At 63.4% G+C, this 23,908-nt stretch carries 21 protein-coding genes; 12 read left to right on the plus strand and 9 right to left on the minus strand.

Going from position 1 to position 23,908, the window contains the following annotated elements:
- Window positions 1–102: 102 nt before the first annotated feature.
- Together SO140_RS17030 and SO140_RS17035 are read left to right on the plus strand one after the other, a co-directional pair.
- On the plus strand, window positions 103–1,344 hold the full coding sequence (locus SO140_RS17030; RefSeq protein WP_498542865.1) for a threonine synthase: 1,242 nt from the start codon (window positions 103–105) through the stop codon (window positions 1,342–1,344).
- Window positions 1,345–1,414: 70 nt separating this feature from the next.
- The gene (locus tag SO140_RS17035; RefSeq protein ID WP_498542866.1) at window positions 1,415–2,386 is read left to right on the plus strand and encodes a tripartite tricarboxylate transporter substrate binding protein BugD; all 972 of its coding nucleotides are present in this window, start codon (window positions 1,415–1,417) and stop codon (window positions 2,384–2,386) included.
- Between the two features lie 146 nt (window positions 2,387–2,532).
- On the opposite strand, the gene SO140_RS17040 is transcribed toward SO140_RS17035, so the two are convergent.
- From SO140_RS17040 to SO140_RS17055, 4 genes are all read right to left on the minus strand, one after another.
- On the minus strand, window positions 2,533–2,919 hold the full coding sequence (locus tag SO140_RS17040) for a response regulator transcription factor (RefSeq protein ID WP_449382341.1): 387 nt from the start codon (window positions 2,917–2,919) through the stop codon (window positions 2,533–2,535).
- An 82-nt stretch (window positions 2,920–3,001) separates the two neighbouring features.
- The gene (locus SO140_RS17045) at window positions 3,002–3,673 is read right to left on the minus strand and encodes a response regulator transcription factor (protein WP_498542867.1); all 672 of its coding nucleotides are present in this window, start codon (window positions 3,671–3,673) and stop codon (window positions 3,002–3,004) included.
- Window positions 3,670–5,934, minus strand: coding sequence for a PAS domain S-box protein (locus SO140_RS17050; protein WP_449382346.1), 2,265 nt, complete (start codon window positions 5,932–5,934; stop codon window positions 3,670–3,672). The genes SO140_RS17045 and SO140_RS17050 overlap by 4 nt, the downstream gene beginning before the upstream one ends.
- Before the next feature lie 940 nt (window positions 5,935–6,874).
- Entirely contained in the window at window positions 6,875–7,174 is a 300-nt protein-coding gene (locus SO140_RS17055; protein ID WP_449383278.1) for a hypothetical protein, read from the minus strand.
- A gap of 68 nt (window positions 7,175–7,242) precedes the next feature.
- On the opposite strand from SO140_RS17055, the gene SO140_RS17060 reads away from it, so the two are divergent.
- Both SO140_RS17060 and SO140_RS17065 read left to right on the plus strand, forming a co-directional pair.
- Window positions 7,243–7,437, plus strand: coding sequence for a hypothetical protein (locus SO140_RS17060; RefSeq protein ID WP_449383279.1), 195 nt, complete (start codon window positions 7,243–7,245; stop codon window positions 7,435–7,437).
- Window positions 7,434–7,811 (plus strand): hypothetical protein, encoded by a 378-nt coding sequence (locus tag SO140_RS17065; protein WP_498542868.1) that lies wholly within the window; start codon window positions 7,434–7,436, stop codon window positions 7,809–7,811. Before SO140_RS17060 ends, SO140_RS17065 begins: the two co-directional genes overlap by 4 nt.
- Window positions 7,812–8,005: 194 nt before the next feature.
- Here the strand turns inward: SO140_RS17065 and SO140_RS17070 are convergent, their stop codons facing one another.
- Window positions 8,006–10,204, minus strand: a complete 2,199-nt coding sequence (locus SO140_RS17070) for a lytic transglycosylase domain-containing protein (RefSeq protein ID WP_498542869.1) — start codon at window positions 10,202–10,204, stop codon at window positions 8,006–8,008.
- Between the two features lie 350 nt (window positions 10,205–10,554).
- On the opposite strand from SO140_RS17070, the gene SO140_RS17075 reads away from it, so the two are divergent.
- The 4 genes from SO140_RS17075 (at window position 10,555) to SO140_RS17090 (ending at window position 13,291) form a co-directional block, all read left to right on the plus strand.
- The gene (locus tag SO140_RS17075; RefSeq protein WP_449383282.1) at window positions 10,555–12,291 is read left to right on the plus strand and encodes an adenylate/guanylate cyclase domain-containing protein; all 1,737 of its coding nucleotides are present in this window, start codon (window positions 10,555–10,557) and stop codon (window positions 12,289–12,291) included.
- Window positions 12,292–12,381: 90 nt separating this feature from the next.
- Complete coding sequence (locus SO140_RS17080; RefSeq protein ID WP_449383283.1) at window positions 12,382–12,573, plus strand: hypothetical protein; 192 nt, start codon at window positions 12,382–12,384, stop codon at window positions 12,571–12,573.
- A gap of 185 nt (window positions 12,574–12,758) precedes the next feature.
- Window positions 12,759–12,935: a hypothetical protein gene (locus SO140_RS17085; protein ID WP_449383284.1), complete on the plus strand. Its 177-nt coding sequence runs from the start codon at window positions 12,759–12,761 to the stop codon at window positions 12,933–12,935.
- 143 nt (window positions 12,936–13,078) lie between these two features.
- Window positions 13,079–13,291 carry a hypothetical protein gene (locus tag SO140_RS17090; protein ID WP_449383285.1) on the plus strand — a complete coding sequence of 71 codons (213 nt, stop codon included), beginning with the start codon at window positions 13,079–13,081 and terminating at the stop codon, window positions 13,289–13,291.
- 36 nt (window positions 13,292–13,327) lie between these two features.
- Here the strand turns inward: SO140_RS17090 and SO140_RS17095 are convergent, their stop codons facing one another.
- Window positions 13,328–14,605, minus strand: a complete 1,278-nt coding sequence (locus SO140_RS17095; protein WP_498542870.1) for a DUF418 domain-containing protein — start codon at window positions 14,603–14,605, stop codon at window positions 13,328–13,330.
- 359 nt (window positions 14,606–14,964) lie between these two features.
- Between SO140_RS17095 and ilvD the strand changes: the two genes are divergently transcribed.
- On the plus strand, window positions 14,965–16,689 hold the full coding sequence (gene ilvD, locus SO140_RS17100; protein WP_498540303.1) for a dihydroxy-acid dehydratase: 1,725 nt from the start codon (window positions 14,965–14,967) through the stop codon (window positions 16,687–16,689).
- Window positions 16,676–17,503 (plus strand): tetratricopeptide repeat protein, encoded by an 828-nt coding sequence (locus tag SO140_RS17105; RefSeq protein ID WP_449383288.1) that lies wholly within the window; start codon window positions 16,676–16,678, stop codon window positions 17,501–17,503. The genes ilvD and SO140_RS17105 overlap by 14 nt, the downstream gene beginning before the upstream one ends.
- Window positions 17,504–17,525: 22 nt before the next feature.
- Here the strand turns inward: SO140_RS17105 and xth are convergent, their stop codons facing one another.
- Window positions 17,526–18,323 carry an exodeoxyribonuclease III gene (gene xth / locus SO140_RS17110; RefSeq protein ID WP_498542871.1) on the minus strand — a complete coding sequence of 266 codons (798 nt, stop codon included), beginning with the start codon at window positions 18,321–18,323 and terminating at the stop codon, window positions 17,526–17,528.
- Between the two features lie 148 nt (window positions 18,324–18,471).
- Between xth and SO140_RS17115 the strand changes: the two genes are divergently transcribed.
- On the plus strand, window positions 18,472–20,790 hold the full coding sequence (locus tag SO140_RS17115; RefSeq protein WP_498542872.1) for an ATP-binding protein: 2,319 nt from the start codon (window positions 18,472–18,474) through the stop codon (window positions 20,788–20,790).
- Window positions 20,791–20,885: 95 nt separating this feature from the next.
- Here the strand turns inward: SO140_RS17115 and SO140_RS17120 are convergent, their stop codons facing one another.
- Together SO140_RS17120 and SO140_RS17125 are read right to left on the minus strand one after the other, a co-directional pair.
- Window positions 20,886–21,788 carry a hypothetical protein gene (locus SO140_RS17120; protein WP_498542873.1) on the minus strand — a complete coding sequence of 301 codons (903 nt, stop codon included), beginning with the start codon at window positions 21,786–21,788 and terminating at the stop codon, window positions 20,886–20,888.
- A gap of 254 nt (window positions 21,789–22,042) precedes the next feature.
- A complete protein-coding gene (locus SO140_RS17125) occupies window positions 22,043–22,825 on the minus strand; it encodes an alpha/beta fold hydrolase (protein WP_498542874.1) in 783 nt (260 codons plus the stop codon).
- Window positions 22,826–23,653: 828 nt separating this feature from the next.
- On the opposite strand from SO140_RS17125, the gene SO140_RS17130 reads away from it, so the two are divergent.
- Window positions 23,654–23,908, plus strand: a 255-nt coding sequence (locus SO140_RS17130; RefSeq protein ID WP_498542875.1) for a transposase, incomplete at its 3' end; no start/stop codon positions are given.

Raw genomic sequence — 23,908 nt, forward strand, 5'->3', positions numbered from 1 at the left:
AAGCAATCCAGAGTTCATCCGCGGAAACGGTCTGGATTGCGTCGCTTCGCTCGAAATGACGGGCGCGGAGAGGCCATTGGCATAAGAAGAAAGAAATAAGCCATGAAAGACAACGACAACCTCACCATCGAACGCCCGACCTTCGTCACGCATCTCGAATGCGCGATGGAGGGCGATCAGTATCCGGCCGACCAGGTTCACAATCTGTCGAAAGCCGGCAAGCCATTGCTGGTGCGCTACGACCTCGCGGGCGTGAAGAAGGCGCTGACCAAGGAGGCGCTGAGCCAGCGCCCCGCCGACATGTGGCGCTACCGCGAACTGTTGCCGGTACGAAAGTGCAAGGACATCGTCTCGCTCGGCGAGGTGACGACGCCGCTGATCCGGCTGCCAAAACTGACGCAAAAGCTCGGCGGCGGCGAGATCATTGTGAAAGATGAAGGCCGCCTTCCGACCGGCTCGTTCAAGGCGCGCGGCCTCGTCATGGCGGTGTCGATGGGCAAGGCGCTCGGCATCAAGCACATGGCGATGCCGACCAACGGCAATGCAGGCGCGGCGCTTGCTGCTTATGCGACCTCCTGCGGCATCAAGACCACGATCTTCTGCCCCGCCGATACGCCGGAGGTGAACGTCAGCGAGATCGAATTGCAGGGCGCCACCGTCTATCGCGTCAACGGCTATATCGACGATTGCGGCAAGATCGTCGGCGAGGGCAAGGCGAAGGTCGGCTGGTTCGATACCTCGACGCTGAAGGAGCCGTACCGGATCGAGGGCAAGAAGACGATGGGGCTGGAACTCGCCGAGCAACTCGGCTGGGACGTGCCCGACGTGATCTTCTATCCGACCGGCGGCGGCACCGGCCTGATCGGCATGTGGAAGGCGTTTGATGAGCTCGAGAAGATCGGCTTCATCGGATCGAAGCGCCCGCGCATGGTTGCGGTGCAGGCGTCCGGCTGCGCGCCCATGGTGCGGGCCTATGAGGAGGGCACCGAGCACGCAGCGCGCTGGGAGGATGCCCACACGATCGCCTCGGGAATTCGCGTGCCGCAGGCGATCGGCGATTTCCTGATCCTGCGCGCCGTGCGCGAGAGCAAGGGCTTTGCTATTGCGGTCGATGACGACAAGATCTCGTCGGCGCTGAGCGAGGTCGCGCGTGAGGAGGGGTTGCTGTTGTGTCCCGAGGGTGCCGCGACCTACGCCGCCTACAAGCAGAGCCTCGCAGACGGCCGCGTCACCAAGAACGATCGCGTTATGCTGTTCAACTGTGCGACCGGCCTGAAATATCCGCTGCCGCCGGTCACCCGCACGCTCGACCGCCACAAGCCGATCGACTTCTCGCAGTTCTAGCGCGGGCTCGTAGTTCTCCCTCTCCCCGCAAGCGGGAAGAGGTGAAAAGAGACGCTGTAGGAAGACGCAGATGCGAAAGATGATCTGGGCCGCTCTGTTCGCAATCCTTAGCGCGACCGGCGCCACGCGCGCCGACACCTATCCCTCACGTCCGATCACCATCATCGTGCCGTTCGCGGCCGGGGGGCCGTCGGATGCGATGGCGCGCGTGCTCGCCGAGCGCATGCGGGCGAGCCTCGGCCAGGCGGTGGTGGTCGAGAACGTCACCGGGGCCGGAGGCTCGATCGGGGTGGGACGCGCCGTGCATTCGGCTCCTGACGGCTACACCATCTCCTTCGGCCATCTTGGTACGCACGTGGCCAATGGCGCTGTCTACAAGCTTCCTTATGATCTCGTCGCCGATCTCGAGCCGGTGGTGCTGCTACCTAGCAATCCCATGATCGTCGTCAGCAAGAACGCCGTGCCGGCAACATCGCTGAAGGAACTGCTCGCCTGGCTGAAGTCTCGCCCGGAGCCCGCGACCGCAGGCACGGCCGGTGCGGGCTCCGGCAGCCACATCGCCGGCGTCTATTTCGAGAGCGTTTCCGGCATCAAGCTGCAATATGTACCCTATCGCGGCACGGGGCCGGCGCTGAACGACCTCGTCGCCGGCCAGATCGACATCATCGTCGACCAGACCTCCAACTCCATCAACCAGGTTCGCGCCGGCACCATCCGTGCCTACGCGATCAGCGACAACAAGCGCCTGGCGTCCGCGCCCGAAATCCTCACCGCCGATGAGGCCGGATTGAAGGGCTTTCAGATGACGCTGTGGTCAGGCCTTTGGGTGCCCAAGGGCACGCCGCAGGAGATCATATCCAGGCTCAACGCCGCGGTGGTGGAGACGCTCGGCGATGCCGCCGTGAAGAAGCAGATGGAAAATCTCGGCCTCGAAATGCCGCCTCAGGACCAGCTCACCCCCGAAGCGCTCGGCGTGCGGCAGAAGGCCGAGATCGCCAAGTGGTGGCCGATCATCAAGGCGGCCGACATCAAGGTGGATTGAGGCGGGCTTGAGCGTGCTGCCTGACGTTCCGACCTCATCCTGAGGAGGGCGCAGAGCGCCCGTCTCGAAGGATGGCCGCTGGCGACAGCGGGGGCCTTCATGGTTCGAGACGCCGCTTCGCGGCCTCCTCACCATGAGGATAGAGATCACGCCGTGGCGTCGGCCCGTCCTCCGAGCGCCATCTCCAGGCATTGCATCAGCTCCGAGGCGACGAACGGCTTACCAAGGAAGCAGAGTGCGCCGGCCCTCAGCGCACGTGCGCGCACGCTCTCATCCGGAAAGGCCGTAATGAATATGAACGGCGTGGCCGAGCCCCGGGTACGCATCTGCGTCAACAGGTCGATGCCGGACATGACCGGCATCTGCACGTCCGCGATCACGCAACTGGCGCCGTTCAGATCGGTCGAGCCCAGGAACTCTTCGGCCGAGGCGAATGTGTGGACAACGTATCCGCGCGACGCCAGAAGATTGTCGATCGCGGCCCGCACATAGGGATCATCGTCGAGCACCGAAATCACTGAAGGCGCTGACAAGATGTCCGCTCCCGAGCTGCCTGCCGCCGCGCGCCGGCCGGGAGTCAAGGTGGGCCCATCAAGCGAGATTTGGAACTCATACTTAGGTTTGTTCGTCCCGCTTGGCATTCTGAATCCCGAGCGCCTCGTTCATTTTCACCAGCTCGGCCAGCGACTTGGCACCCATCTTCCGCATGATCTGGCCGCGATAGATCTTGACGGTGATTTCGGCCAATCCGAGTTCGGCGGCCACGTGCTTGTTCATCAAGCCAGACGCGACCAGGGACAGCACGTCCCGTTCCCGCGGGGTGAGCGACTCGAAGCGGGACCTGACGTTCGACACCGTTTTCTCAATCTCGCGGCGCTTGCGGTCGCGCTCGATCGCGGCCTGGACCGCGTCCAGCATGTCCTGGTCGCGCACCGGCTTTGTCAGAAAGTCGACCGCGCCACTCTTCATGGCCCGGACGGTCATGGGTATATCGCCATGGCCGGTGATGAAGATGATGGGTGTGTGGATGTTTGCCTTAGCGAGATCGGCCTGCAGGTCGAGGCCGCTCAGTCCCGGCAGGCGGATATCCAGCACCAGACAGCTGGGGACCTCCGGCGGTTTGCTTTGCAGGATCTCCTGCGCCGAGCCGAATGCAGCAGCCCTGAGGCCGACCGATTCAAAGAGATTGATGAGCGCCCGGCGCACCGACGGGTCATCGTCGACGACCAGGACTATCGGCTCATTGCTATCGGCCTGCGGCAAGGAGGGCGCGGGGCGATCGGTCACGACGCTTCCTCCCGATGCAAGGGCAGGGTGATCTGAAACGTCGCGCCGCACCCCTCATTGGGCGAGACCGACAGTCGTCCGCCGTGTGCCTCGACGATGGAGCGGCAGATCGAGAGGCCCATGCCCAGGCCGCTGGATTTGGTGGTGAAGAACGGTGTGAACATCCGATCAATCGCATCGGCAGAGATGCCGACGCCACGGTCCGTAACGCTTACCAGCACTGATCCATTTTTATCCGGACCGGAGCGGATCAACAGCTCACGCGGGTGGTCCTTGACGCCTTCCATCGCTTCGATCCCATTCATGATCAGGTTGATCAGCACCTGTTGTAACTGGATTCGGTCGCCGAAAATGTTGGGTAGTGCTGATCTCAACTCCATTCGCACCGATACGGCGTGGCTGGCCATCTCGCGCTGAACGAGCGCGACCGCCTCGCGAACGACCCCGTTGACGTCGAGAGGAACCATCTCGATGTCGGTTCTCTTGGCAAGTGCTCGGACGTGACGGATCACCTCGCTGGCGCGGTTGCCATCCTCGATGATCCATTCCACCGAGCGGCGCGCCCCTTTCAGATCGGGGGGACTACGCTGCAGCCAGCCGATGCACGCGTCGGCATTGGCCATCACGGCGGCGAGGGGCTGATTGAGTTCGTGAGCAATCGAGGCGGTCAGCTCGCCGAGCGTCGTGACGCGCGTCACATGGGCAAGCTCGGTCTGCGCCTTGCGGAGCGCCTGTTCGGCCTGGTCGGCGCGGATGGCCGCGGTCACATCGGTGCAGACGCCACGATAGCCGAGGAAATTGCCGTTGGCGTCGAAGAACGGCTTGCCGCTGGTGCGAACATAGGTCGGCTGTCCGTTCCGGTCCTTGCTCCGGTACACGAGGTCGCGAAACGGAGCGTGTGCGTCAAGTGCCGCCCGATGCTGTTGCCACTTCTCCGGTTGGAGCGCGGCATCGGGAGCAATGTCCCAACGTCTGAGCCCGACCGCCCAGAAAGGGGCCATGCCGGCCGTTTCGAGATGTTCGGAGACGCGGGTGACGCGATGGTCGGGCCCTGTCTCCCAGAACCAGTCGGACGCGGTTTCGGCATAGTCGCGGAAGCGCTGCTCGCTTTCGCGGAGTCGCCGTTCTGCCTCCTTGGCCGGGGTGACATCGCTCACCGAGCCAACGAACTCGACGCTACCACCGGCGTCTCGCAGGGCGCGGGCCACCGCGCGAACATATTTCACGGCGCCGTCGGGCATCACGAGCCGGTATTCGTGGTCGTAATCGCAACCCTCGCGCATCGCGCGCCCTGTGGTTCGTCGCACCGCGAGCCTGTCGTCCGGATGGATACGCTGGAGCATGAAGGGGATCGTGGGCTTCTCAGCCTCGTCGCATTGGAAGATGCGATATGTCTCCTTCGACCAGGTGATCTCGCTGGTCGCGGCCTTCCAGCCGAAGCTGCCGGTGTGGCTCAATTCCTGCGCCTGCGAGAGGTAAGCCTCGCTCTGTCGCAGCGCATTCTCCGCTTCCTTGCGCTCGGTGATGTTCTCGCAGGCGACCAGCACGATCTGCTTGCCACCAGCCTGCGGCATGGCCTTGGCGTTCTCGCGTACCCACAGGACCGAGCCGTCCTTGCGCACCTTCCGAATTTCCCAGGTATGTGACTGACCGACGGTCCCAAGGCACAGCGCAACGCATTGGCGGACGAAGCCGCGGTCTTCCTCGAAGAACACACCCAGCACCGATTGGCCGATCAGCTCCGCTACCGTATAGCCCAGTTGCGCAGCGCCGAACGTGTTCACGTTCACCACGGTTCCGGCAGGATCGACCATGAAATACATGACCGGGTTGTGCTCGAAGACCTGCTGCCATTGCGTCATAGCCTCGTGCAGATCGGCATTGCTGGATTTGACGATCGGCCTGAAGCGGCCGGTCCGCCGTTCGCTGAGGGCCCGCTGGATCAATCCCGACCCGATCAGGCACGCGAAAAGGAACGGAGCGATCACCAGGCGATCCTGCGGATCGGAGATGCGGAAATCAAAGAGGGGCGGGGCGGAGAAAAAGTCGAGCGCGGCAACGGCGAGGAGAGTGAGGAGAGCGGAGGCAAGGAAGCTGTCCATGACTGCGAACAGCAGGATCACCACGAGATAGCAGAACGCGGTCGCGGCGAGCCCGACCTGGAGGAAGAAACAGGCCGCGGTCACCAGCGCCAGCACAACGCAACCGAAGACGAATTGCGCTGCTGACTTCCAGATTTGTGCTATCTGGCCAGGCTTCATCGCAGACAGTCTCGGGTCATCTCTGCGGTGAATGCAAGTAGACCACGTTGCAACAACGTCGGCAATTCCCCCCGACCAAAGTCGGGTCGATGGCAAGGGCACGACGTGTCGCCTTCGGACCTGCGGCTCGCTATGCGGCCCGCCGCGAACGAAGCGCGGTTATGCTGGCCAGCGATTCGCGGAAGCCGTGCAGCCGGCGCATCGTGCGCCGTCTCGTTGCGAAGAGCATTGGCGCAAACCCCGGGCGACTACGGGACAAACCTAGGTATAGCTCGCCCATCCCTAGTCATGTCGGTCATTTACCTCCGTACAATTGAGAATGTTGTGGCTGACGGACTAGCCTCATGACCGATCGGGAAAGGTCGATGGTGCTGCCGCTGGCGGCGATCGCGAAAGAACCGGGTCTCAGGCGCAGGGTTCAAGCGGTCTCACCGACGGACGCAGGACGAAAGGCCAAGCGGCTGCGTTGCTCGGGATGTCGCCATGAGAGTGAAACTCTGCGTTCGCTGCCCGTACGTTCCGCAGGATCTGGCGGACCGCAACGACGCTTACGCCGCGCTTCATCTGTGCGTGCCGCAATAACGAAACGGCGATTCCCGCGATCCATTACGCGTCTGCTGTCCAGAGAAGGGAGCAGGTCGACGAACGAGGGAGAGAACAATGTGCGACAAGTCCGAGCAGTCTGAGTGCGAGCAGTCTGACCGCCGTCTTTCAGACCAGAGCTGTGCCGTCTGCAACAGGCAGTTTGGCTTGATCCGATACTATTCCTGGCGAACCGCGCTTTGTTCCAAGAAGTGCCTCGATCGTTTCCGTGCGCGCAGCGAACGCGACCGCCGTTGGTTGTTTCGAGCTCAAGTGGCGTAAGTTTTAGCCGGAGAGGTTGGCCGTTCAGCAATTCTGATCCATGAGGCTGCGTGTGAACCCATCGTGCAAGCTTCTCTTATCGGGCGTTCTCCTCCTTGGCCTCACTGCGGCGGTCCGGGCGCAGGAGGTAGGGCAAGGTGCGGCCCATCGCCAGCATCCTCCTCAGGATCAGGCTCTGCACGAAAAGTTCTATTCGACCTGGCACATGCCGGATAACCCGGCGCTCAGCTGCTGCAACAACGCAGACTGCTACCCGACCGACATCAGGTACGAAGACGGCAAGCTTTACGCTCGCCGCCGGGAAGACGGCAAATACATCCCGGTCCCTGCCCAGAAGGTAGAGCGGAACAGGGACAACCCGGATGGCCGCAACCATCTTTGCGCGCCGCCTCCCGCGCTTTCTCCGCTGGATACTGTCTACTGCTTCGCATTGGGAGGTGCCACATGAGGTTCGCCTTCGTCTTGGTGAACGATAGGACGCCGTTCCGGCAAACCTGGTGCTTGCAGTGCTGCGAGCGCATCCGCGGCAGCTATCTGCGCGAGATCGGAACACGTCTGCCCTATTGCGACTATGAATGCTACGCGCTGCTTCGTGAGGCCGGGGCGGAGCGGCAGGAGCGCGCGAGGGCGGCCTCATGAAGTTCGTGGTGGTCAATCACGAGCCGCCGTCGCGCGAGGCCGCGTGCAGCACCTGCTCGCAGCCGCTCCAATCGGGCTATATCCGGCATGCGCGAACGCAGCGCCGGTACTGTGACCATGATTGCTACCGCCAAAACGAGCTTGCGACGCTGATGATGGAATGGTCGATGCCCGGTCTCACAGGGACGCGGGCCACCGAAAACATCGCGACCGTCGCCAGTCGCGTCGTCGAAGTCCTCGCAGTCCTGGGGGCGGTGTCGTGCTGGAGCTCTACGATACAGATGTGGACTTTCTCGCGAGTATTGACCGACGCATGTTTGGGCGCTCACGACCTGATGGCGATGGAAGGAGGTGATAGCGAGCCACGCAATTGAGCCCGCGTGGGGCCGCAGTCACCAGACCTGAGAGGCGCCTCGTCCAGCCCCGGAGGCGTCGACCAGCGAGGGTGGGTTAGCAGATGGCGTAACCACCACGCCCCCTCCACATCGTGGTGGGTCACGCTTCGCTAGCCCACCCACGGCTCCAAAAGTCAATCAAAGTCGATCCAAGGCAGGGCTCAATCCGAGAGTCAATCCGCGCCGGTGAAGCTCGCAGGCGTTGCCGCTGCAGGTCTTGCGCGGACCTCCTGCGTCACCACGCGCCCGTCGGACTTCGCTGCCACCGCGCCGGCGTTCTCGAACCGGGCACGGTAAACCAGGACGTTCTCCATCACGCGCTGGACATAGTTCCGCGTCTCGGACAGCGGAATGCGCTCGACCCAGTCGACCGGATCGATCTTGGGGTCGCGGGGATCGCCGTGCGCCTGCACCCAGTCCCTGACCCGGCCACGGCCGGCATTGTAGCCGGCGAAGGTCATGATCTGGTTGCCGCGGTATTCCGACAGTAGCGCGCTGAGCTCGGCCGCACCCATTTGGGTGTTGTAGACGGGATCGGAGACCATGCGATCCCAGTCGTAGCTGACGCCGAACCGCTTGGCGGTGTCGCGCCCTGCCTCCGGCGTGACCTGCATCAGCCCGACCGCGTTGGCCGGCGACTTGTCGCGCTGGTCGAACGCGCTCTCGGTGCGCACCACCGAATAGATCACGCTCGTCTCGATTTCGGGCGCGACCTGCTTGTGCGGGGGAATGCCGATGGTCGGGAAGGCGTAGTGGTCGAGCGCGAGCCCGCGAGCGAGCGCCAGCTTGCCGATCTCCAGCATCGCGTGGGCGTCGTCGCGCCGGCCCGTGAGCTCGCCGAGCGCTTCGAGCGCGGCAGCGTCGGTGCTCTCTCCGGCAAAATCGGCGACGAAGGAGAACGCAACGTCGCGCTCGCCGACCTCGTAGAGCATGTCGGCCGCGCGCACGCGCTCATCCGAGGGCTGTGCCGTGTCGGAGGCGAGCACGGGCGAGGGCGCGCGCAGATCGATGCGTTCAAGGCCGAGCCTTGCACGTGCGAGCTGGCCGTAATAGGCGGTCGAATAACGTGCGGCCGCCTGGTAGCTCCGAAGCGCGTCGGCGGCTGCTCCCAGGGCTTCCGCCGCGCGGCCGCGCCAATAGTGCCCCCGTGACAGCGCGATCGGGTTGGCGGAGCCGCCGTCGATGGCGGCAAAGTGCGTCAGCGCCGTCTTGGGATCGTCGAGATAGCGCAGCGCAATCCAGCCGCACATGAAGTGATAGTCGATGCGGTAGACCTCCATCGCCGGAACGGCGGCCGCGCGCACCACGTCGTAGGCCGTCCTGAACCTGCCCTGGTCGAGCAGCTTGCGCGCCAGGAGCCGGCGCTCGCGCCACCAGGCATCGGTGTCCTGGAGCGCCATGGTGTCGGGAGAGGCCGCGAGGATGACCTGCGCCGCGTCGTCGATGCGGTCTTTCAGCATGTGCCATTGTGCGCGGCACAGCGTGTAGCCGAGATCGCGGCGCGCATCCGCCGGCACGTCCTCCAGATAGTCCTGGGCCTTGGTCTCCTTGCCGCTGACCGCGGCGCAGGCCTTCACGATGGCAAGCTCGTCGCTGCCGAGACGCTTTGCGGCGCGCCGTGCCGCGCCGTAGTCCCTGGCGCCAAGCCGCTTGTCCATGCGGGCGCGATGGTCATCCGCGGTCAAAAGTTCGCCGAACGTCTCGTAAGCGTCGCTCTCGGTGCGCTCGGACAATTCCTCCGCGCGCCAGGCGTCACGCACGAGCCTTGCGGCTGCGTCGCGATCGCCCTCGGCCAGCAGCACGCGCGCGAGCGCGAACTTGCCTTTGGGGCTCTGCGGCCGATCGGCGGTGAACTTGTGCACGGTCGCTGCATCGCTCTTCTCCTGCCAGAGCCGCGCCTCGGCGCGGCGACGGAACGAGGCGATGCTCGGCCAGTCCGGATTGGCGGCAGTGAACGCGACGTAACGATTGAAGTCGGCGGTCGTCTCTGAGTGCCGCAGGATGAACCATTCGGCGAGCTTTTGCCCGGCGGGATCGGCGATGCGGTTCCTGGCCGCGGTGGCGTCATCGGTCTTGGCCTTGCGCGCCAGATCGATCGCGTCCTTCAGCGCGGCGAGGTCGCCCGTCAGCGGCGGCCTCGAGGGCTTCTCCGAGGGGTCCTCGTCCTGCTTCTTCGATTTCCGTTTCGCTTCGGCATGCTTGCTGTGGCGATGCTTGCTGGCCGCAGCGCTGCGCTGCTTGCCGGCCTTCGCCTCATGCGTCTTTTTCGGACCGGATTGCTTGTTATGGCCTTTCGCCGCCGCCTCTGTCGAGACGAGCGCAAGTGCAGCCATGGCGAGGAAACACGCAAGCGAGCGTAGGCACTGGTTCATTCCATGGTCCCCCTGCGAAACCATCAGCACAAACCAAGATCCGCGACGTGATGCGGGCTTGAGCGACTCAAACGATAGCACGGCCTCGTTTGATCGATGTCACGCTCCGGCAACATTGCGGCAAAAATGCCGCCGAAATCGAACCTGAGAGCTTTTGCAACTCACGCTCAGCATGGCACGGGCCGCTCCGTGAAATCGTAAATGCGTGTTAACCTTTGATGGATTGCGCCAGCGGCTATCGCAAAAACCCCTGCGAAGCAGCCTTCAAGACCAGATTGCGCGTGTTTCAGGCTACGGTTCCGGTGTATGGAGTCGCAAGGTTCCTCAATCCCAAATGACCCAAGCCCGCCATGCCGATTTTCAACCAATCGATCAGGCGCAAGATCGTCGGCATCGCCCTCGGCCTGATCGTGCTGATGGTGGTCACCTCGATCCTGTCGATGGTGATGTCGAGCCGGGTCGGCAATCTCCTCGATGAGCTGACCAATCGGTATATTCCCGCCTATGGCGACCTGGCGCGTGCCAATGTCCGTTCGCTGGAGCGGGCGCTGGCGCTGCGGCGCATGGTGATCGCCAAGATGCAGACGCCACCGGACGAGGAGGGCTTTGCGGCCCGCCTGCGCGACTACAGGCAGACGGACGCGCTGGTCGTCAAGGAGGCCGAAGCTGCGCGCAAACTGATCAACGCGATCATCGAGGACGAGAGCACGCCGTCGGACAACGCTGCGCTCGGACGGATCGACGCCAGGATCGAGAACGCTCTTTCGGAGCTGCGCCGCGAGCTCACCGAGGCCGACACAAGGCTGCTGAAGCAGCTCGACGCAAAGGACTTCGCCGCGGCGCGTGATACGATGACCCAAGTCGATACGCTGCGCGATGTGTTCAACCAGCGGATCGACACGATCCGCGCCGACATGCTGGGGCAGGTGTTCGCGAGCACGAGGGCGGTGATCCGCCACCAGACGCAGACGATCGTCATCTCGGCTTTGGTGACCCTGCTTGCGGCGATCGTCGGGCTCGCCTTCGCGCTCCTGGTATCGAGCGGCATCACGCGTCCGGTGCGGCTGCTGCTCGCCGGCACGCGCGAGGTCGAGGCGGGCCGCTTCGACCATACGATCAGCGTGTCGACGCAGGACGAGATCGGCGAGCTCGCCGCCGCCTTCAACCGCATGATAGAGCAGCTCCGCCGCAACGAGCGCATCCGCGAGACCTTCGGCCGCTACATCGACCCGAAGGTGGTGCAGGGGCTGATCGACCGGCCCGAGGTCGCCGTCGACGGCCAGCGGCGCGTGATGACCATCATGTTCTGCGACATGAGCGGCTTCACCTCGATGAGCGAGGGCATGACTCCGCGTGGTCTCGTCAAGGTCATGAATCACTATTTCACGGTCATGTCGGAACCCATTCGGGCCAACCGCGGCGTCATCGACAAATATATCGGCGATGCCATCATGTCCTATTGGGGCCCGCCTTTCATCGAGGAGGCCGAGCAGGCGCAACTCGCCTGCCATGCCGCGCTCGACATGGCCGACCAGGTGCCAGCGCTTCAGAAGCAGCTCCCCGATCTCCTCGGCATCCGCGCCATGCCGGCGCCATGCGACCTCAGGATCGGCATCGCCACCGGCGAGGTTCTGACCGGCAGCATCGGCTCGGAGCTGATGATGAGCTTTACCGTGATGGGCGATGCGGTGAATCTCGCCTCGCGGCTGGAGGCGGCGAACAAATTTTACGGCACCCGCATCCTGATCTCGCAGGCGACCGCCGCGGCGCTCGGTGTAAGCCTCGAGCTGCGCGAGATCGACCGCCTTGCGGTTGTCGGCCAGAGCATGCCGCAGCCCGTGTTCGAGGTGATGGGCAAGGCCGGCGCGCTCCCGCAGGAGCAGATCAGCCTGAGGGCGCACTATGCCGAAGGGCTTGCGGCGTACCGCGGCAGCCGCTGGGACGAGGCCCGGAACGCCTTCAACGCGGCATTGGAGAGCGTTCCCGGCGATGGTCCGTCACGTACACTGCTCGCCCGCCTCGACAGGCTCCAGGCAGATCCACCCACCGCCGATTGGGACGGCGCCTGGCGGATGGAGCATAAATGATCCAGACGCGTTGCTCCGAGTGAGTTGAGCCGGTCCAGGTTCCGCCTCGAGGTGTGCTATGAAGGCGCCCGTGAATTTACGGAGTGATCCATGAAGAAGGGCGATGTCATCTGTCCGCATTGCAAGGCGGGCTTTCGGCGGCTTGAGCTGGCGACGGAGCCGCCGACGACCGGCGAATACCGCTGCCCGGCCTGCGACGAGGTCGTGGAGAAGTTCGACGGTCTCGCCTTCGTGGCCTACCGTCTGACGATCCAGCCCTCGACGAAGGGTATCCGCGCGTAAGGCTGCGTTCTCTGCCGGCAATCGTGCGGCGCTCCAGCATCCCTGAGATGCAGTAAACCCGACGCGCGCTTCGGGCGAGACCGCGCTGGATAAAAAATTGATTTAGTCAGATAACGATGTTGGCCGTGACCTATTTCGTGAGCTTACGCTGATCCTCTTCGAAGGCGTTTTACGGGGACACGCCGATGACGGAACTTCAGGACAGGCTGGAACGGTTTGAGACGCTCACCGCCGAGTGCGAGCTGATCGCCAAGCTGGCGACCGACAGCGCAAAGCGGGAGTTCTACCTCAAGCTCGCGGATCACTACTACGAGCTGGCGGCCGACGCGCGGCGGGCGATCGCGCCCAAAGCTGCGGCGTGACGCGGGCCGAAAGCCGTTCTTAACACTTGGCGCGCATCCTCTGGGGATGTGAGGGCTGATCGCGCCACGATTCCTCACAGCTGGGAATGCTGGAGCCTATTGCCGTGCAACGGCTCCAGGAACTGTCCTTTGCAGGTCATCCCATGCGGGCTGTTGTAGTCATCTTGCTTTCACTCATGACGGCGGCCTGCGAGCCGGAGCAGGACATCACCGGCTCGACCGCTGTTTGCCCGCTGCGCAGCTACAGCTCCTACAATGCGAGGGACATGAATCAGTGCGTCGCCGCCTGCAAGTCCTGCGATCGCGGCACGACGGTGACCTGCACGACTGCCTGTACGCTGAAGGGCGCCCGGTGAGGAGCGCTGCTCGCGCGTGATCCGACAAGGCTCTCTTCATCGGAGACGGGAGGCCAATGGCGATGCTTTTCGACGGTCCCCTTCGTTCCGAAACGCCGGCGCCCGGCCGTACATCAGCGCCCGCCACAGCCATTCGATCGGTCCGTAGGCAAAATGCGTAAGCCAAAGCCGGCTCACCACCACCTGTGCGGCGTAGATCGTCACGACGAGAAGCAGGCCGACCGCCGAGCCGAGCTTGCCAAACAGTCCGAGGCCATAGCCGTAGAAGATGAAGCCGAGCACGACCGACTGGACGATGTAGTTGGTGAAGGCCATGCGTCCGACCGGCTCGGCGAAGCGGAGCAGCCTTGCGCCGGCCGACGTCCGTTCGGCGGCGATCACCAGGACGGCGTATCCCGACGCCAGGACGATCTGGCTGGCCGAAGTCGCAGACGGGTGCGCCAGCCGCGCCAACAGCAGGCCGCCCGCGATGGCCGCGAGGCCGGCGATCGCCAGCAAGTTTCGGCGTCCGGCCGCCTCAGTGAACAGTCTTCCTCTCCAGCATAGAATGCCCACAAGGAAGAGGCCGATCGTGCGCGGAAACACGTAGAGATGCAGCGGCAGAAAGGCTGGGAGCTCTTGCAGGCGCAGCGCCAGCACCTCCGCAAAGCTTCCGTTTGCGTAAGTCTGGTTCGCTGTCCTCACGAGCGCTGCCAGGGTCGTCCGATCGGGGAAGGCGATGAGAGACGGCAGCACCGGTTGCAGCACATAGAAAATCAGCATGATTGCCGCCACGATCGCGATCATCCAGCGCGGCGCCCATAGAAGGGGCAGCACGACCAGGCCGGCCAGCGCGTATTCGGTGAGGATATCGCCGTTCCAGATCAGGACCAGGTGGATCACCCCAAATAGCAGCAGCACGAGCAGCCGCCGGACGAGGAGGCGCGCCCGTTGCGGCGAGGTGCCGAGCCGGTCGAACTGGATGGCAAGGCCCACGCCGAACAGGAGCGAGAACAGTGCGAACGCCTTCATGTCGACGAACAGCGCGAGCGCCGCGTCGACGACGCCGTTCAGCGTCGGGTCCGGGCTTGAGAGGAGAAGCTGCCGAAATATCGATACGCGAAACTCGGTCTCGAGGTTGATCGCCAGCACGCCGAACAGTGCCAACCCCCGCAACGCGTCGATCGCGCCCACCCGATGCGAGGGATCCGTCGGCGCATTCGCCATTGTGAGGTCGGTTGCGAATTCCACGGCGGCGTCAGTAGGGCAAGCACGGCGGTCGGCGAAGCGCGCCGCGGGAACGAGAAGACTCGTCCTCTTCTGATCATCCGTCATGAGCTGCGACTCAGCTAGGGGGAATATTCATGGTTAGGCCTGAACTAGGATGCACGCAGCACGCCTCAACACCGGGGGTTGTGACCAAGTGATCTTCCGATGGTATCAAGGTAGTCTTGATCGTGTCTCGGGAGCCACGATTGTGCTATCAAAGCAACACCTGTTCCGGATTTAACCGTCATTGCGGTTCGTTCTTATCCGCGCCGCTTTTTGGCCACACCCCTCCATGAATAAAATCTCCATAAATTTTTCAGGGCTGCGGCGCTCGCAACAGCGAAGGAAAAAATCCCAGGGTTCATTCAAATCTTGGGCGTTGTTTTCCGGGTCTGACAAGGGTTGACCGAGGAAACTGGTTCACGATGGACGCCAAGACGAACATCAAGCAGAGGCTGCCGAGCCGTCACGTGACGGAAGGCCCTGCGCGTGCGCCCCATCGCTCGTACTTCTACGCCATGGGTCTGACCACCGAGCAGATCCACCAGCCCTTTGTCGGCGTTGCCTCCTGCTGGAATGAAGCCGCTCCCTGCAACATCGCACTGATGCGCCAGGCGCAGGCGGTGAAGAAGGGCGTGGCGTCGGCCGGCGGCACGCCGCGCGAGTTCTGCACCATCACTGTCACCGACGGCATCGCCATGGGCCATGACGGCATGCGCTCCTCGCTGCCGTCGCGCGAATGCATCGCCGACTCCGTCGAGTTGACGGTTCGCGGTCACGCCTATGACGCCCTCGTCGGGCTCGCCGGCTGCGACAAGTCGCTGCCTGGCATGATGATGGCGATGATCCGTCTCAACGTGCCTTCGATCTTCATCTATGGCGGCTCGATCCTGCCCGGCAACTTCCGCGGGCAGCAGGTTACCGTTCAGGACATGTTCGAGGCCGTCGGCAAGCACTCGGTCGGCGCCATGTCCGACGAGGACCTCGACGAGATCGAGCGCGTGGCGTGCCCCTCGGCGGGCGCCTGCGGCGCGCAGTTCACCGCCAACACCATGGCGACGGTTTCGGAAGCCATTGGGCTTGCGCTGCCGTACTCAGCCGGCGCTCCTGCGCCCTACGAGATCCGCGACGCCTTCTGCATGACCGCAGGCGAGAAGGTGATGGACCTGATCGCTGACAACATCCGGCCGCGCGACATCGTCACCCGCAAATCTTTGGAAAACGCGGCGGCCGTGGTCGCGGCCTCCGGCGGCTCGACGAATGCTGCGCTGCACCTGCCTGCAATCGCGCATGAAGCCGGCATTAAGTTTGACTTATTCGACGTCGCCGAAATCTTCAAAAAGACACCTTATGTCGCGGATTTGAAGCCGGGCGGCCGTTATGTCGCCAAAGACATGTTTGAAGTTGGTGGCATCCCGCTTCTGATGAAGACGCTGCTCGACAACGGCTTCCTGCACGGTGATTGCCTCACTGTGACGGGCCGGACGATCGCCGAAAATCTCAAGAGCGTGAAATGGAATCCGCACCAGGACGTGGTGCATCCGGCGGACAAGCCGATCACCGTTACCGGTGGTGTGGTGGGTCTGAAGGGCAATTTGGCGCCAGAAGGTGCGATCGTGAAAGTCGCGGGAATGTCCAACCTCAGGTTTACCGGCCCAGCCCGGTGCTTTGACCGTGAGGAAGACGCTTTCGAGGCGGTCCAGAAGCGCACCTACCGGGAAGGCGAAGTCATCGTGATCCGCTACGAGGGGCCGAAGGGTGGTCCCGGCATGCGGGAAATGCTCCAGACCACCGCAGCGCTGACCGGCCAGGGCATGGGCGGCAAGATCGCGCTTATCACCGATGGCCGGTTCTCGGGCGCCACCCGCGGCTTCTGCATCGGCCATGTCGGCCCCGAGGCGGCGATTGGCGGCCCGATCGGGCTGCTCGAGGACGGCGACATCATCGAGATCGACGCGGTCGCCGGCACTCTTAACGTAAAATTGAGCGACGATGAGCTGGCTCAACGCAAGACCAAATGGCGTTCCCGCGCGACTAACCATACGTCGGGTGCGCTGTGGAAATATGCTCAGCAGGTAGGACCGGCGATCGGCGGGGCAGTGACCCATCCGGGCGGCGCGCACGAGAAACAGTGCTATGCGGACATCTAGGCGTACCATAGTTGCGTTTGTGTTGGGGGTCTCCGCGCTGGCCGCGCCGGCGCTCGCCTTCGACGGTGCGCCGGTCAATCCGCAGGATGCGGCCATCCCGGTCGTCTCACCGGCGCCGGGTAGCGCCGCGGCGCTGCGCAAGGGCGTGCCACCGCCTGCAACCAATCCCGATGCTTCCTTCACCGCACTGCAATACGCCGCAGAGGGCGGTCACCCCATCGCGCAGTGGAAGCTTGGGCGGATGTACGCCAATGGCGAGGGCGTCGCCCAGGATGATCTGCGCGCCTTTGACTATTTCAGCCGGCTCGTGAACGCACATGCGACCGACAGCCCGTCGCTGCCGCAGGCCCCGATGGTGGCGAACGCCTTCGTCGCGCTCGGCCGCTATTACCTCAACGGCATCCCCAACTCGAAGGTGAAGCCGGATGCAGAGCGGGCACGTGAGCTGTTCTCCTACGCGGCGGCCTATTTCGGCAACGCCGACGCGCAGTATGATCTTGCCCGGCTCTATCTGAAATCGCCGGACGCCTCGCGCGACGCCTTTACGCAAGGTGCGCGGTGGCTGGGCCTTGCCGCGCAGAAGGGCCAGCACGAGGCGCAGGCGCTGCTCGGGCAGATGCTGTTCAATGGCGATCGCCTGCCGCGGCAAGCCGCGCGCGGCCTGATGTGGCTGACTCTGGCGCGTGATAGCGCGGGTCCAGACGAGACCTGGATCAAGGAAAGCTACAATCGCGCCATCACAAAAGCCTCCGATGACGAGCGCGCGATGTGCCTGCAAATGCTCGAGCAGTGGGTGCAGGGTCGGCGAGACTAACAGTCGCGACTGATCGGCAGCCTTACGCCGCCTCGAGATCCAGATCCGCCCACACCGGCACGTGGTCCGACGGCTTCTCCCAGCCGCGCACATAGCTGTCGATCCCGACATTGGCGAGCTTGTCGCTCGCCTGCGGCGACATCAGGAGATGGTCGATCCGCAAGCCCTGGTTCTTCTGCCAGGCGCCGGCCTGATAATCCCAGAAAGTGTAGAGCCCGGGCTCGTCGGTGACCGCCCGCAACGCGTCGGTGAGCCCAAGGCCGAGCAGGGATTGAAAACTCTCCCGCGTCTCGGCCTTGAACAGGGCGTCTTCGGTCCAGGCGGCGGGATTGTGGACGTCGCGGGCGGCGGGAATCACGTTGAAGTCGCCGGCGAGGATCAGCGGCTCCTCGGCCTTGAGACGCTCCCTCGAATACTCAAGAAGCCGCGACATCCATTTGAGCTTGTAGGGATATTTCTCGGTGCCGACCGGATTGCCATTGGGCAGGTAAAGGCAGGCGATCCGCAGGACGCCCTGCTTGAGCGTCACCACGCCCTCGAGGAAGCGGGCGTGCGCATCCTCATCATCGCCGGCAAGCCCTGACTTGGTCTCGTCGAACTTGAGCTTGGACAGCAGTGCCACGCCGTTGAACGTCTTCTGCCCATGGGTGACGACGTTGTAGCCGAGCGCCTCGATCTCAAGCCGCGGGAAGGCATCGTCGACGCATTTGATCTCCTGAAGGCAGACGATGTCGGGCGAGCACTCCTTCAGCCAGGTCATCAGATGCTCGATCCGCTGCCGGACCGAGTTCACGTTCCAGGTGGCGATGCGGATCGTCATGAGGGGGATACTCCAGGCTGGGGCACCGTTAGAACAAACTGCAAACGCAGCCGTCAAGGATGGGCCGCCGGGAAGCTCGAAATCTCCCAAGAAATTAACCCGGCTTAAGCAGGAGCTCTGCCATTCATGCCGAAAAAGGTCCTGACGGATGGGATGGCCCGGCAATTCCCCAGATACCAATGAACCGCGGAGCGGCCTGATAGGCGCGTTCCTCTATTGGCTCGGCGGCTTCGAGATCGAGGACGGCCTGACGGCCGATCTCAGCGAGCGCGAGATGCGCCGCATCCGGGCCAGGCAGGTCGATGCGGTCACGCAGTTGATCCCGGTGACCATGGCTGTGAACATGCTCACGGTCGCGATCGTGCTGATCATGTTCTGGGGCAGGGGCTGGAACGGATTCCTCGTCGTTTGGGGACTGACGATCACGACCGTTGCCGCACTGGCGTTGCGCGCATGGCAGCGCTCTCTCGTTCATCCGCCGCAGGAGGCCTCACCGCGGGCCACACGGCAGATCATGCGGCAGGCGTTTTTCCTTGCGGCGATCTGGGGCGTGCTGCCGATCGCTCTGTTCAGCCATGTCGGGCCGACCAGCCAGCTGATCCTGGCCTGCCTGATGGTCGGCATGATCTCCGGCGGCGCCTTCACGCTCTCGACTTTCCCGCGCGCGTGCCTCGTCTATCTCGCCACCATCACGCTCGCCTGCGTCGGTGCGCTGCTGTTGTGCGGCAGCGGGCCGTATCTGGTGACCGCGGTGTTCCTGCTGCTGTTCGCGTTCTTCATGGCGCGCAACATCGTCTCGCAAGGCAATCTGTTCCTCGGCAATCTCAAGGCGCAGCTCGCGCTCGAGCGGCAGACCGAGATCATCTCGCTCTTGCTGAAGGAGTTTCAGGAGAACGCCAGCGACTGGCTGTGGCAGACCGATGCGGAAGGGCACCTGGTGCACGTGCCCGAGCGCTTCGCGGCGGTCGCGCAGATGCCGCTGCCGCTGCTGCAGGGCGCGCATTTCGCCGACGTGCTCGACATGCTCTGTCCCGAGGACCAGAGCACCGCCTACGACATCGTCGGCCTGATGGAGCAGAGCGAGCCGCTGCACGAGATGAGCATCAAGGTCGTTGCCGGCGGCGAGGCGCGGCTGTGGTCGCTGACGGCAAAGCCGTCCTACGATCGCGACGGCCAGTTCCTCGGCTATCGCGGATTCGGCCGCGACATCACCGAGCGTTGGCGCGCGGAAAAGGCCGAGGCCGAAAACCGGGCGAAATCGAACTTCCTCGCCGTGATGAGCCATGAGATCCGCACGCCCATGAACGGTGTGCTCGGGCTTGCCAGCATGCTGCTCGAGACCTCGCTCGATCCGGAGCAGCGCGAGGCCGTGACTACGATCCGCGAATCCGGCGACAATCTCCAGCGCATCCTCAACGACATCCTCGACCTCTCCAAGCTGGAGGCCGGCCGTTTCGAGTTCGAGGCGATCGATTTCTCGCCACAGGCGCTGGTCGAGACGGTTGCCACAATCGTGCGCGCCAGTGCCAAGGCCAAGGGCCTCACGGTGAAGGTCTCGCTCGATCCGAGCGTGCCGCCGGCGCTGCGCGGCGACGTCGCCCGGATCAGGCAAGTGCTGCTCAATCTCGCCTCCAACGCGGTGAAGTTCACCGATGCCGGCGAGGTGACGATATCAGCCACCTGCCAGGTGCGGCGCGACCTGCTCGCGACCGTCGAGTGGACCGTGACCGACAGCGGCATCGGCATCGCGCCCGAGAAGGTCGGTCTGCTCTTCGCCGATTTCGCGCAGGCAGACGCCTCGATCAGCCGACGCTTCGGCGGCACCGGGCTGGGCCTGGCGATCTCCCGGCGCATCATCGAGCAGATGGGCGGCACGATCGGCGTCAGTTCGACGCCGGGCGAGGGCTCGACCTTCCGCTTCGCGCTGGTGCTGCCTTGGAGCCAGGCCCTGCTGTCCGACAGAGAGGCCGGCCGCAACGAAGCCGACGACCTCACGGCCCGCATCGCGGCGCTCGATCGGCCGCTGAAGGTGCTGGTGGCGGAGGATGACGCCGTCAACCGCATGGTCGTAAGCAAGATGCTCGGCGAGTTCGACGTCGACTTGCGCGTCGTGATCGACGGCGTCGAGGCGGTCGAGGCCGCCGCGGAGGGCGACCATGACGTCGTGCTGATGGACGTGCGCATGCCCGAGATGGACGGCCTAGCCGCGACGCGGGCGATCCGCGCGCCGGGCGGTCGCTTCGCGGTGCTGCCGATCATCGCGCTGACCGCCAACGCCTTCCCGGAGGACGTCAAGATCTGCCGTGAGGCGGGGATGTCTGACTTCTTGGCAAAACCCCTGCGCAAGCCGGCGCTGGTCGCGGCGTTGTTGCGAGCGCTGGATCAAATGGCCGCGAATGACGCGCCGCTCCAGCCGGAGCAGGGGCCGGCCGAATGGGCCGAGAGGACGAGCGAGGCCGACGCGTAAGGTCTGCGCGTTCGACATTCGAGGTGTCGAAACCATCCCGCCAGGAGGCGGGGACGTAGAAGATGGTGGTGGTCGATGGCGTGGGAGCTTACGCGTTACAGTTTTCCATAGACTCGGCCGGCGACCGCGCTCAGGCGCTCGACCGAGCCGGACTCCGGATGCGGCTTGACCGGCGCGAACAGGATCGAAGCCTGCCTGCCGTTCTTCCAGACATAGATGTTGACGGCGTTGCCGTTGCCCTTGGTGCAGGAATGCTCGCCGAACGCTTCACTGCCGAGCTCTGGTATCGCCACGTGTTGGCACGCGTCCGTGCGTTTCATCATGCTGATGACGGTGTCGCGCGAGATCGCGATCACCGCGACGACCATGGTGTTGCCCTCGCGATCGAACATCATGCAGCTGCCCGCGCCGGTCCGCTGGACGACAAGCGTGCTGTTGTCGAGAAAGCCGTCGGCATCCGCGGTAGTGAGCCATTCGCAATTGCCGAACCGCTCGCTGGTCTTGCCTACATTGCCGATGGCAACGCGCGCGACTTCGGTGAGCGGTCCGAGCAGCGCATCGTCTGCACGCCGGCTGATCGGATAGACGCTGATCTGCAGAATGTAATCGCCGGACAAGGCGACGACCGAGGCCTCCTGGCGCTGCGCACCGGCGGCGCTCGTCCCGCCCTGGCCTTCGTCGCCGATCCCGGACATTGCGTTGAGCGGCATGCGCTCGCCAAGCGTCTTGACGAAGGTCGCGTACAATTCCTTGGCGCGGTCCTTGTCGGGATTGCGGAACACGGTCAACATCATCGTGTCGCCGCGCCCGCCCTGGTAGATGCAGCCGCGGCCATCCTGATTTGAAATCAGTGACCATTTGAGCGCCGGCATCGCCCCGGTGAGCTCCTGGGCGCTGATGAACGGGCAGGTTTCGGCAGCGAACGCGGGAAGCACCGGGACGGCTGCGATTGCAAGGAATAGAACGAGGCAAGAGAACAGACGATCGATAATATGCATTGGATAATTTACTACCGCTATTGGCGCGCCATGGCCGATGAAGATGGGCACTATCGGTTCGCCGTGGCGTTATGATGAACGGCGGATCGGAGCACGGCTATCCCAATCCGCTCGCCACTGTTCGGGGGCAAGACGCCGAGACCGTTATCAGGAATTGGCACCATTCGGCGATCGTATTTCCGTGGGCTCCAGATTGCTTCGCGCTGATTGATCCGTGCTGATTGATCCGCCGCAATGCCCAGCAGCGACGAAGCTTACTCGGGTCTTCGCACGTAGAGCGAGATGAACCGGTCGATCATCGGGTTGATCTGCTCCGGCACTTCCAGCGACAGGAAATGCCCGGAGCCGACGGCCTTGGCCGTGACCAGCTGCGGGCACAGCGCCGCAAAACGGTCCAGATCCGCAAGCCGATGGGCCGCTTCGATGTAGAGCACCGGGACCCGGCACGCCTGGGCGCACTCACGCGCCCGATGCACATCCCAGGGGAACAGACTTGTAAACGTGGACACCAGCACGTGCTGCGGCGTCGCCAGGAAGGTCTGTTCAACATGGGCGCGGCATCTGTCGGTCGGCAGACAGGAGTCCGCCACAATTTTCAGCACCTCGTCCGCAAAATCCGCGCCCCTTAAGCCCTCCAGATACCCGGCGAACACCGTCCCTGCTGAGGCAGGGAAGAGCACTCCTGAATCGAGCAGCACCAGGCCTGCAGGAAAGTCCGGATAGCGGGCGGCGATTTCGAGCGCCATGTTGCCACCCATGCTTTGACCCACGATGACCGGCTTTGTGATCTGCTGTCGGTTGCACAGCCAGACGAGATCATCGGCGAAGCCTTCGATCGAATACGCCTGTTGCGGCTTGTCGCTCTCACCATGCCCCCGCAGCTCGGCATTCAACGCGCGACCTTGACGGGCGAAATACTCCATCTGCGGCGCAAAATGCGTGCGATCCCCGCCCAGGCCATGGACGAACAGGAATTGAAGCGGTCCCGCCCCGGCGATGTCGAAGGATAGCTGGATGCCGTCATGTGCGAGTTTCATGGATCATCTCTGTATTCACCGACGCGCCCAGGTGTCGATGGCGAGACCTTAATCTAAGTGGCGCCCGCGGCCGATGAAGATGGGCACTGCTCGTTGGCTGTGGCGCTATGATGCAGCGGCCGCCCAAGCGACCCGGCCGGATAACGTCCGACGGACTTCGATCTTGCGCTACGCCCCATGGGCGACTCTCTTCCCGATCTCACGGTTGTTCCGGTCACCCTTCGATTGCGGCCATTTCGATCAATCCCGGGAACAGCGGGATGGGCAAAAAGCACACGTTTTTGCGCAGACCACCTTAGAACCAAAGAGGGGGTCGTCCAAATCTGTTATCCGTGGCGTCATCCGGATAAAAAAGCAAAACTAGCTGTGTGAACAATCCCGCCACGGAGACGCAAATAAGTAACTTAATAAGCCCGATTTGTTGATATCGTGAAACCGCTTCGCCGTGGCTGCAAATAAAACCCAGACCCCAACGATTAGCTTTGCAAGCCCCGTGAATGCACCGAGATCGCCCCATCGCGCGAAGGCTGGGTATGTCAGCGCGAAGATGGCTAGCGATTAGGTATCGCGTATTGAAGTCCGTTTGTCCGGCCATAGAAACTGAAGAATCCGCGCAGGTAGTTCATGTGCAGTCGCAACGGTTATGCCGTTCCCTCCAAGCTTAACAGTCAACCGCTATAGTATGGTCTGGGGTTGAAGGGTCAAGAGAGCCGGCATTGTGACCCAGGTGACTGGCGTCAGCTCCGGGTCGATTCCGTTGAAAAAGGCCGCGGTTGCGACTCAGAGATACCAGTGATTCAGTCTGTCTAGTTGGCAGGACTGAAGATCATGATGGGACATCGGCAAGTCGAACAGGCTGCTTTGTTCTATGAGTTCTCGCTCGAGAGGCACGTCCCTTCCGACCATTTGCTTCGCTCGATCGATAGGTTTGTCGACCTTGAACAGGTCAGGCAGGATCTGGCGCCTTTCTACAGCAGCATCGGCCGGCCTTCGATCGATCCGGAGCTAATGATCCGGATGCTTTTAATCGGCTACTGCTTCGGCATCAGATCGGAGCGGCGCCTTTGCGATGAGGTCCACCTT

The organism is Bradyrhizobium sp. UFLA05-108 (genome assembly GCF_059803455.1).

Coding starts and splice junctions, on each gene's coding strand:
- SO140_RS17030 (WP_498542865.1), top strand. CDS start 103: ATGAAAGACAACGACAACCTCACCATCGAACGCCCGACCTTCGTCACG.
- SO140_RS17035 (WP_498542866.1), top strand. CDS start 1,415: ATGCGAAAGATGATCTGGGCCGCTCTGTTCGCAATCCTTAGCGCGACC.
- SO140_RS17050 (WP_449382346.1), bottom strand. CDS start 5,934: ATGAAGCCTGGCCAGATAGCACAAATCTGGAAGTCAGCAGCGCAATTC.
- SO140_RS17055 (WP_449383278.1), bottom strand. CDS start 7,174: ATGGTTGCGGCCATCCGGGTTGTCCCTGTTCCGCTCTACCTTCTGGGC.
- SO140_RS17060 (WP_449383279.1), top strand. CDS start 7,243: ATGAGGTTCGCCTTCGTCTTGGTGAACGATAGGACGCCGTTCCGGCAA.
- SO140_RS17065 (WP_498542868.1), top strand. CDS start 7,434: ATGAAGTTCGTGGTGGTCAATCACGAGCCGCCGTCGCGCGAGGCCGCG.
- SO140_RS17070 (WP_498542869.1), bottom strand. CDS start 10,204: ATGAACCAGTGCCTACGCTCGCTTGCGTGTTTCCTCGCCATGGCTGCA.
- SO140_RS17075 (WP_449383282.1), top strand. CDS start 10,555: ATGCCGATTTTCAACCAATCGATCAGGCGCAAGATCGTCGGCATCGCC.
- SO140_RS17080 (WP_449383283.1), top strand. CDS start 12,382: ATGAAGAAGGGCGATGTCATCTGTCCGCATTGCAAGGCGGGCTTTCGG.
- SO140_RS17085 (WP_449383284.1), top strand. CDS start 12,759: ATGACGGAACTTCAGGACAGGCTGGAACGGTTTGAGACGCTCACCGCC.
- SO140_RS17090 (WP_449383285.1), top strand. CDS start 13,079: ATGCGGGCTGTTGTAGTCATCTTGCTTTCACTCATGACGGCGGCCTGC.
- SO140_RS17095 (WP_498542870.1), bottom strand. CDS start 14,605: ATGACGGATGATCAGAAGAGGACGAGTCTTCTCGTTCCCGCGGCGCGC.
- ilvD (WP_498540303.1), top strand. CDS start 14,965: ATGGACGCCAAGACGAACATCAAGCAGAGGCTGCCGAGCCGTCACGTG.
- SO140_RS17105 (WP_449383288.1), top strand. CDS start 16,676: ATGCGGACATCTAGGCGTACCATAGTTGCGTTTGTGTTGGGGGTCTCC.
- xth (WP_498542871.1), bottom strand. CDS start 18,323: ATGACGATCCGCATCGCCACCTGGAACGTGAACTCGGTCCGGCAGCGG.
- SO140_RS17115 (WP_498542872.1), top strand. CDS start 18,472: ATGGGATGGCCCGGCAATTCCCCAGATACCAATGAACCGCGGAGCGGC.
- SO140_RS17120 (WP_498542873.1), bottom strand. CDS start 21,788: ATGCATATTATCGATCGTCTGTTCTCTTGCCTCGTTCTATTCCTTGCA.
- SO140_RS17125 (WP_498542874.1), bottom strand. CDS start 22,825: ATGAAACTCGCACATGACGGCATCCAGCTATCCTTCGACATCGCCGGG.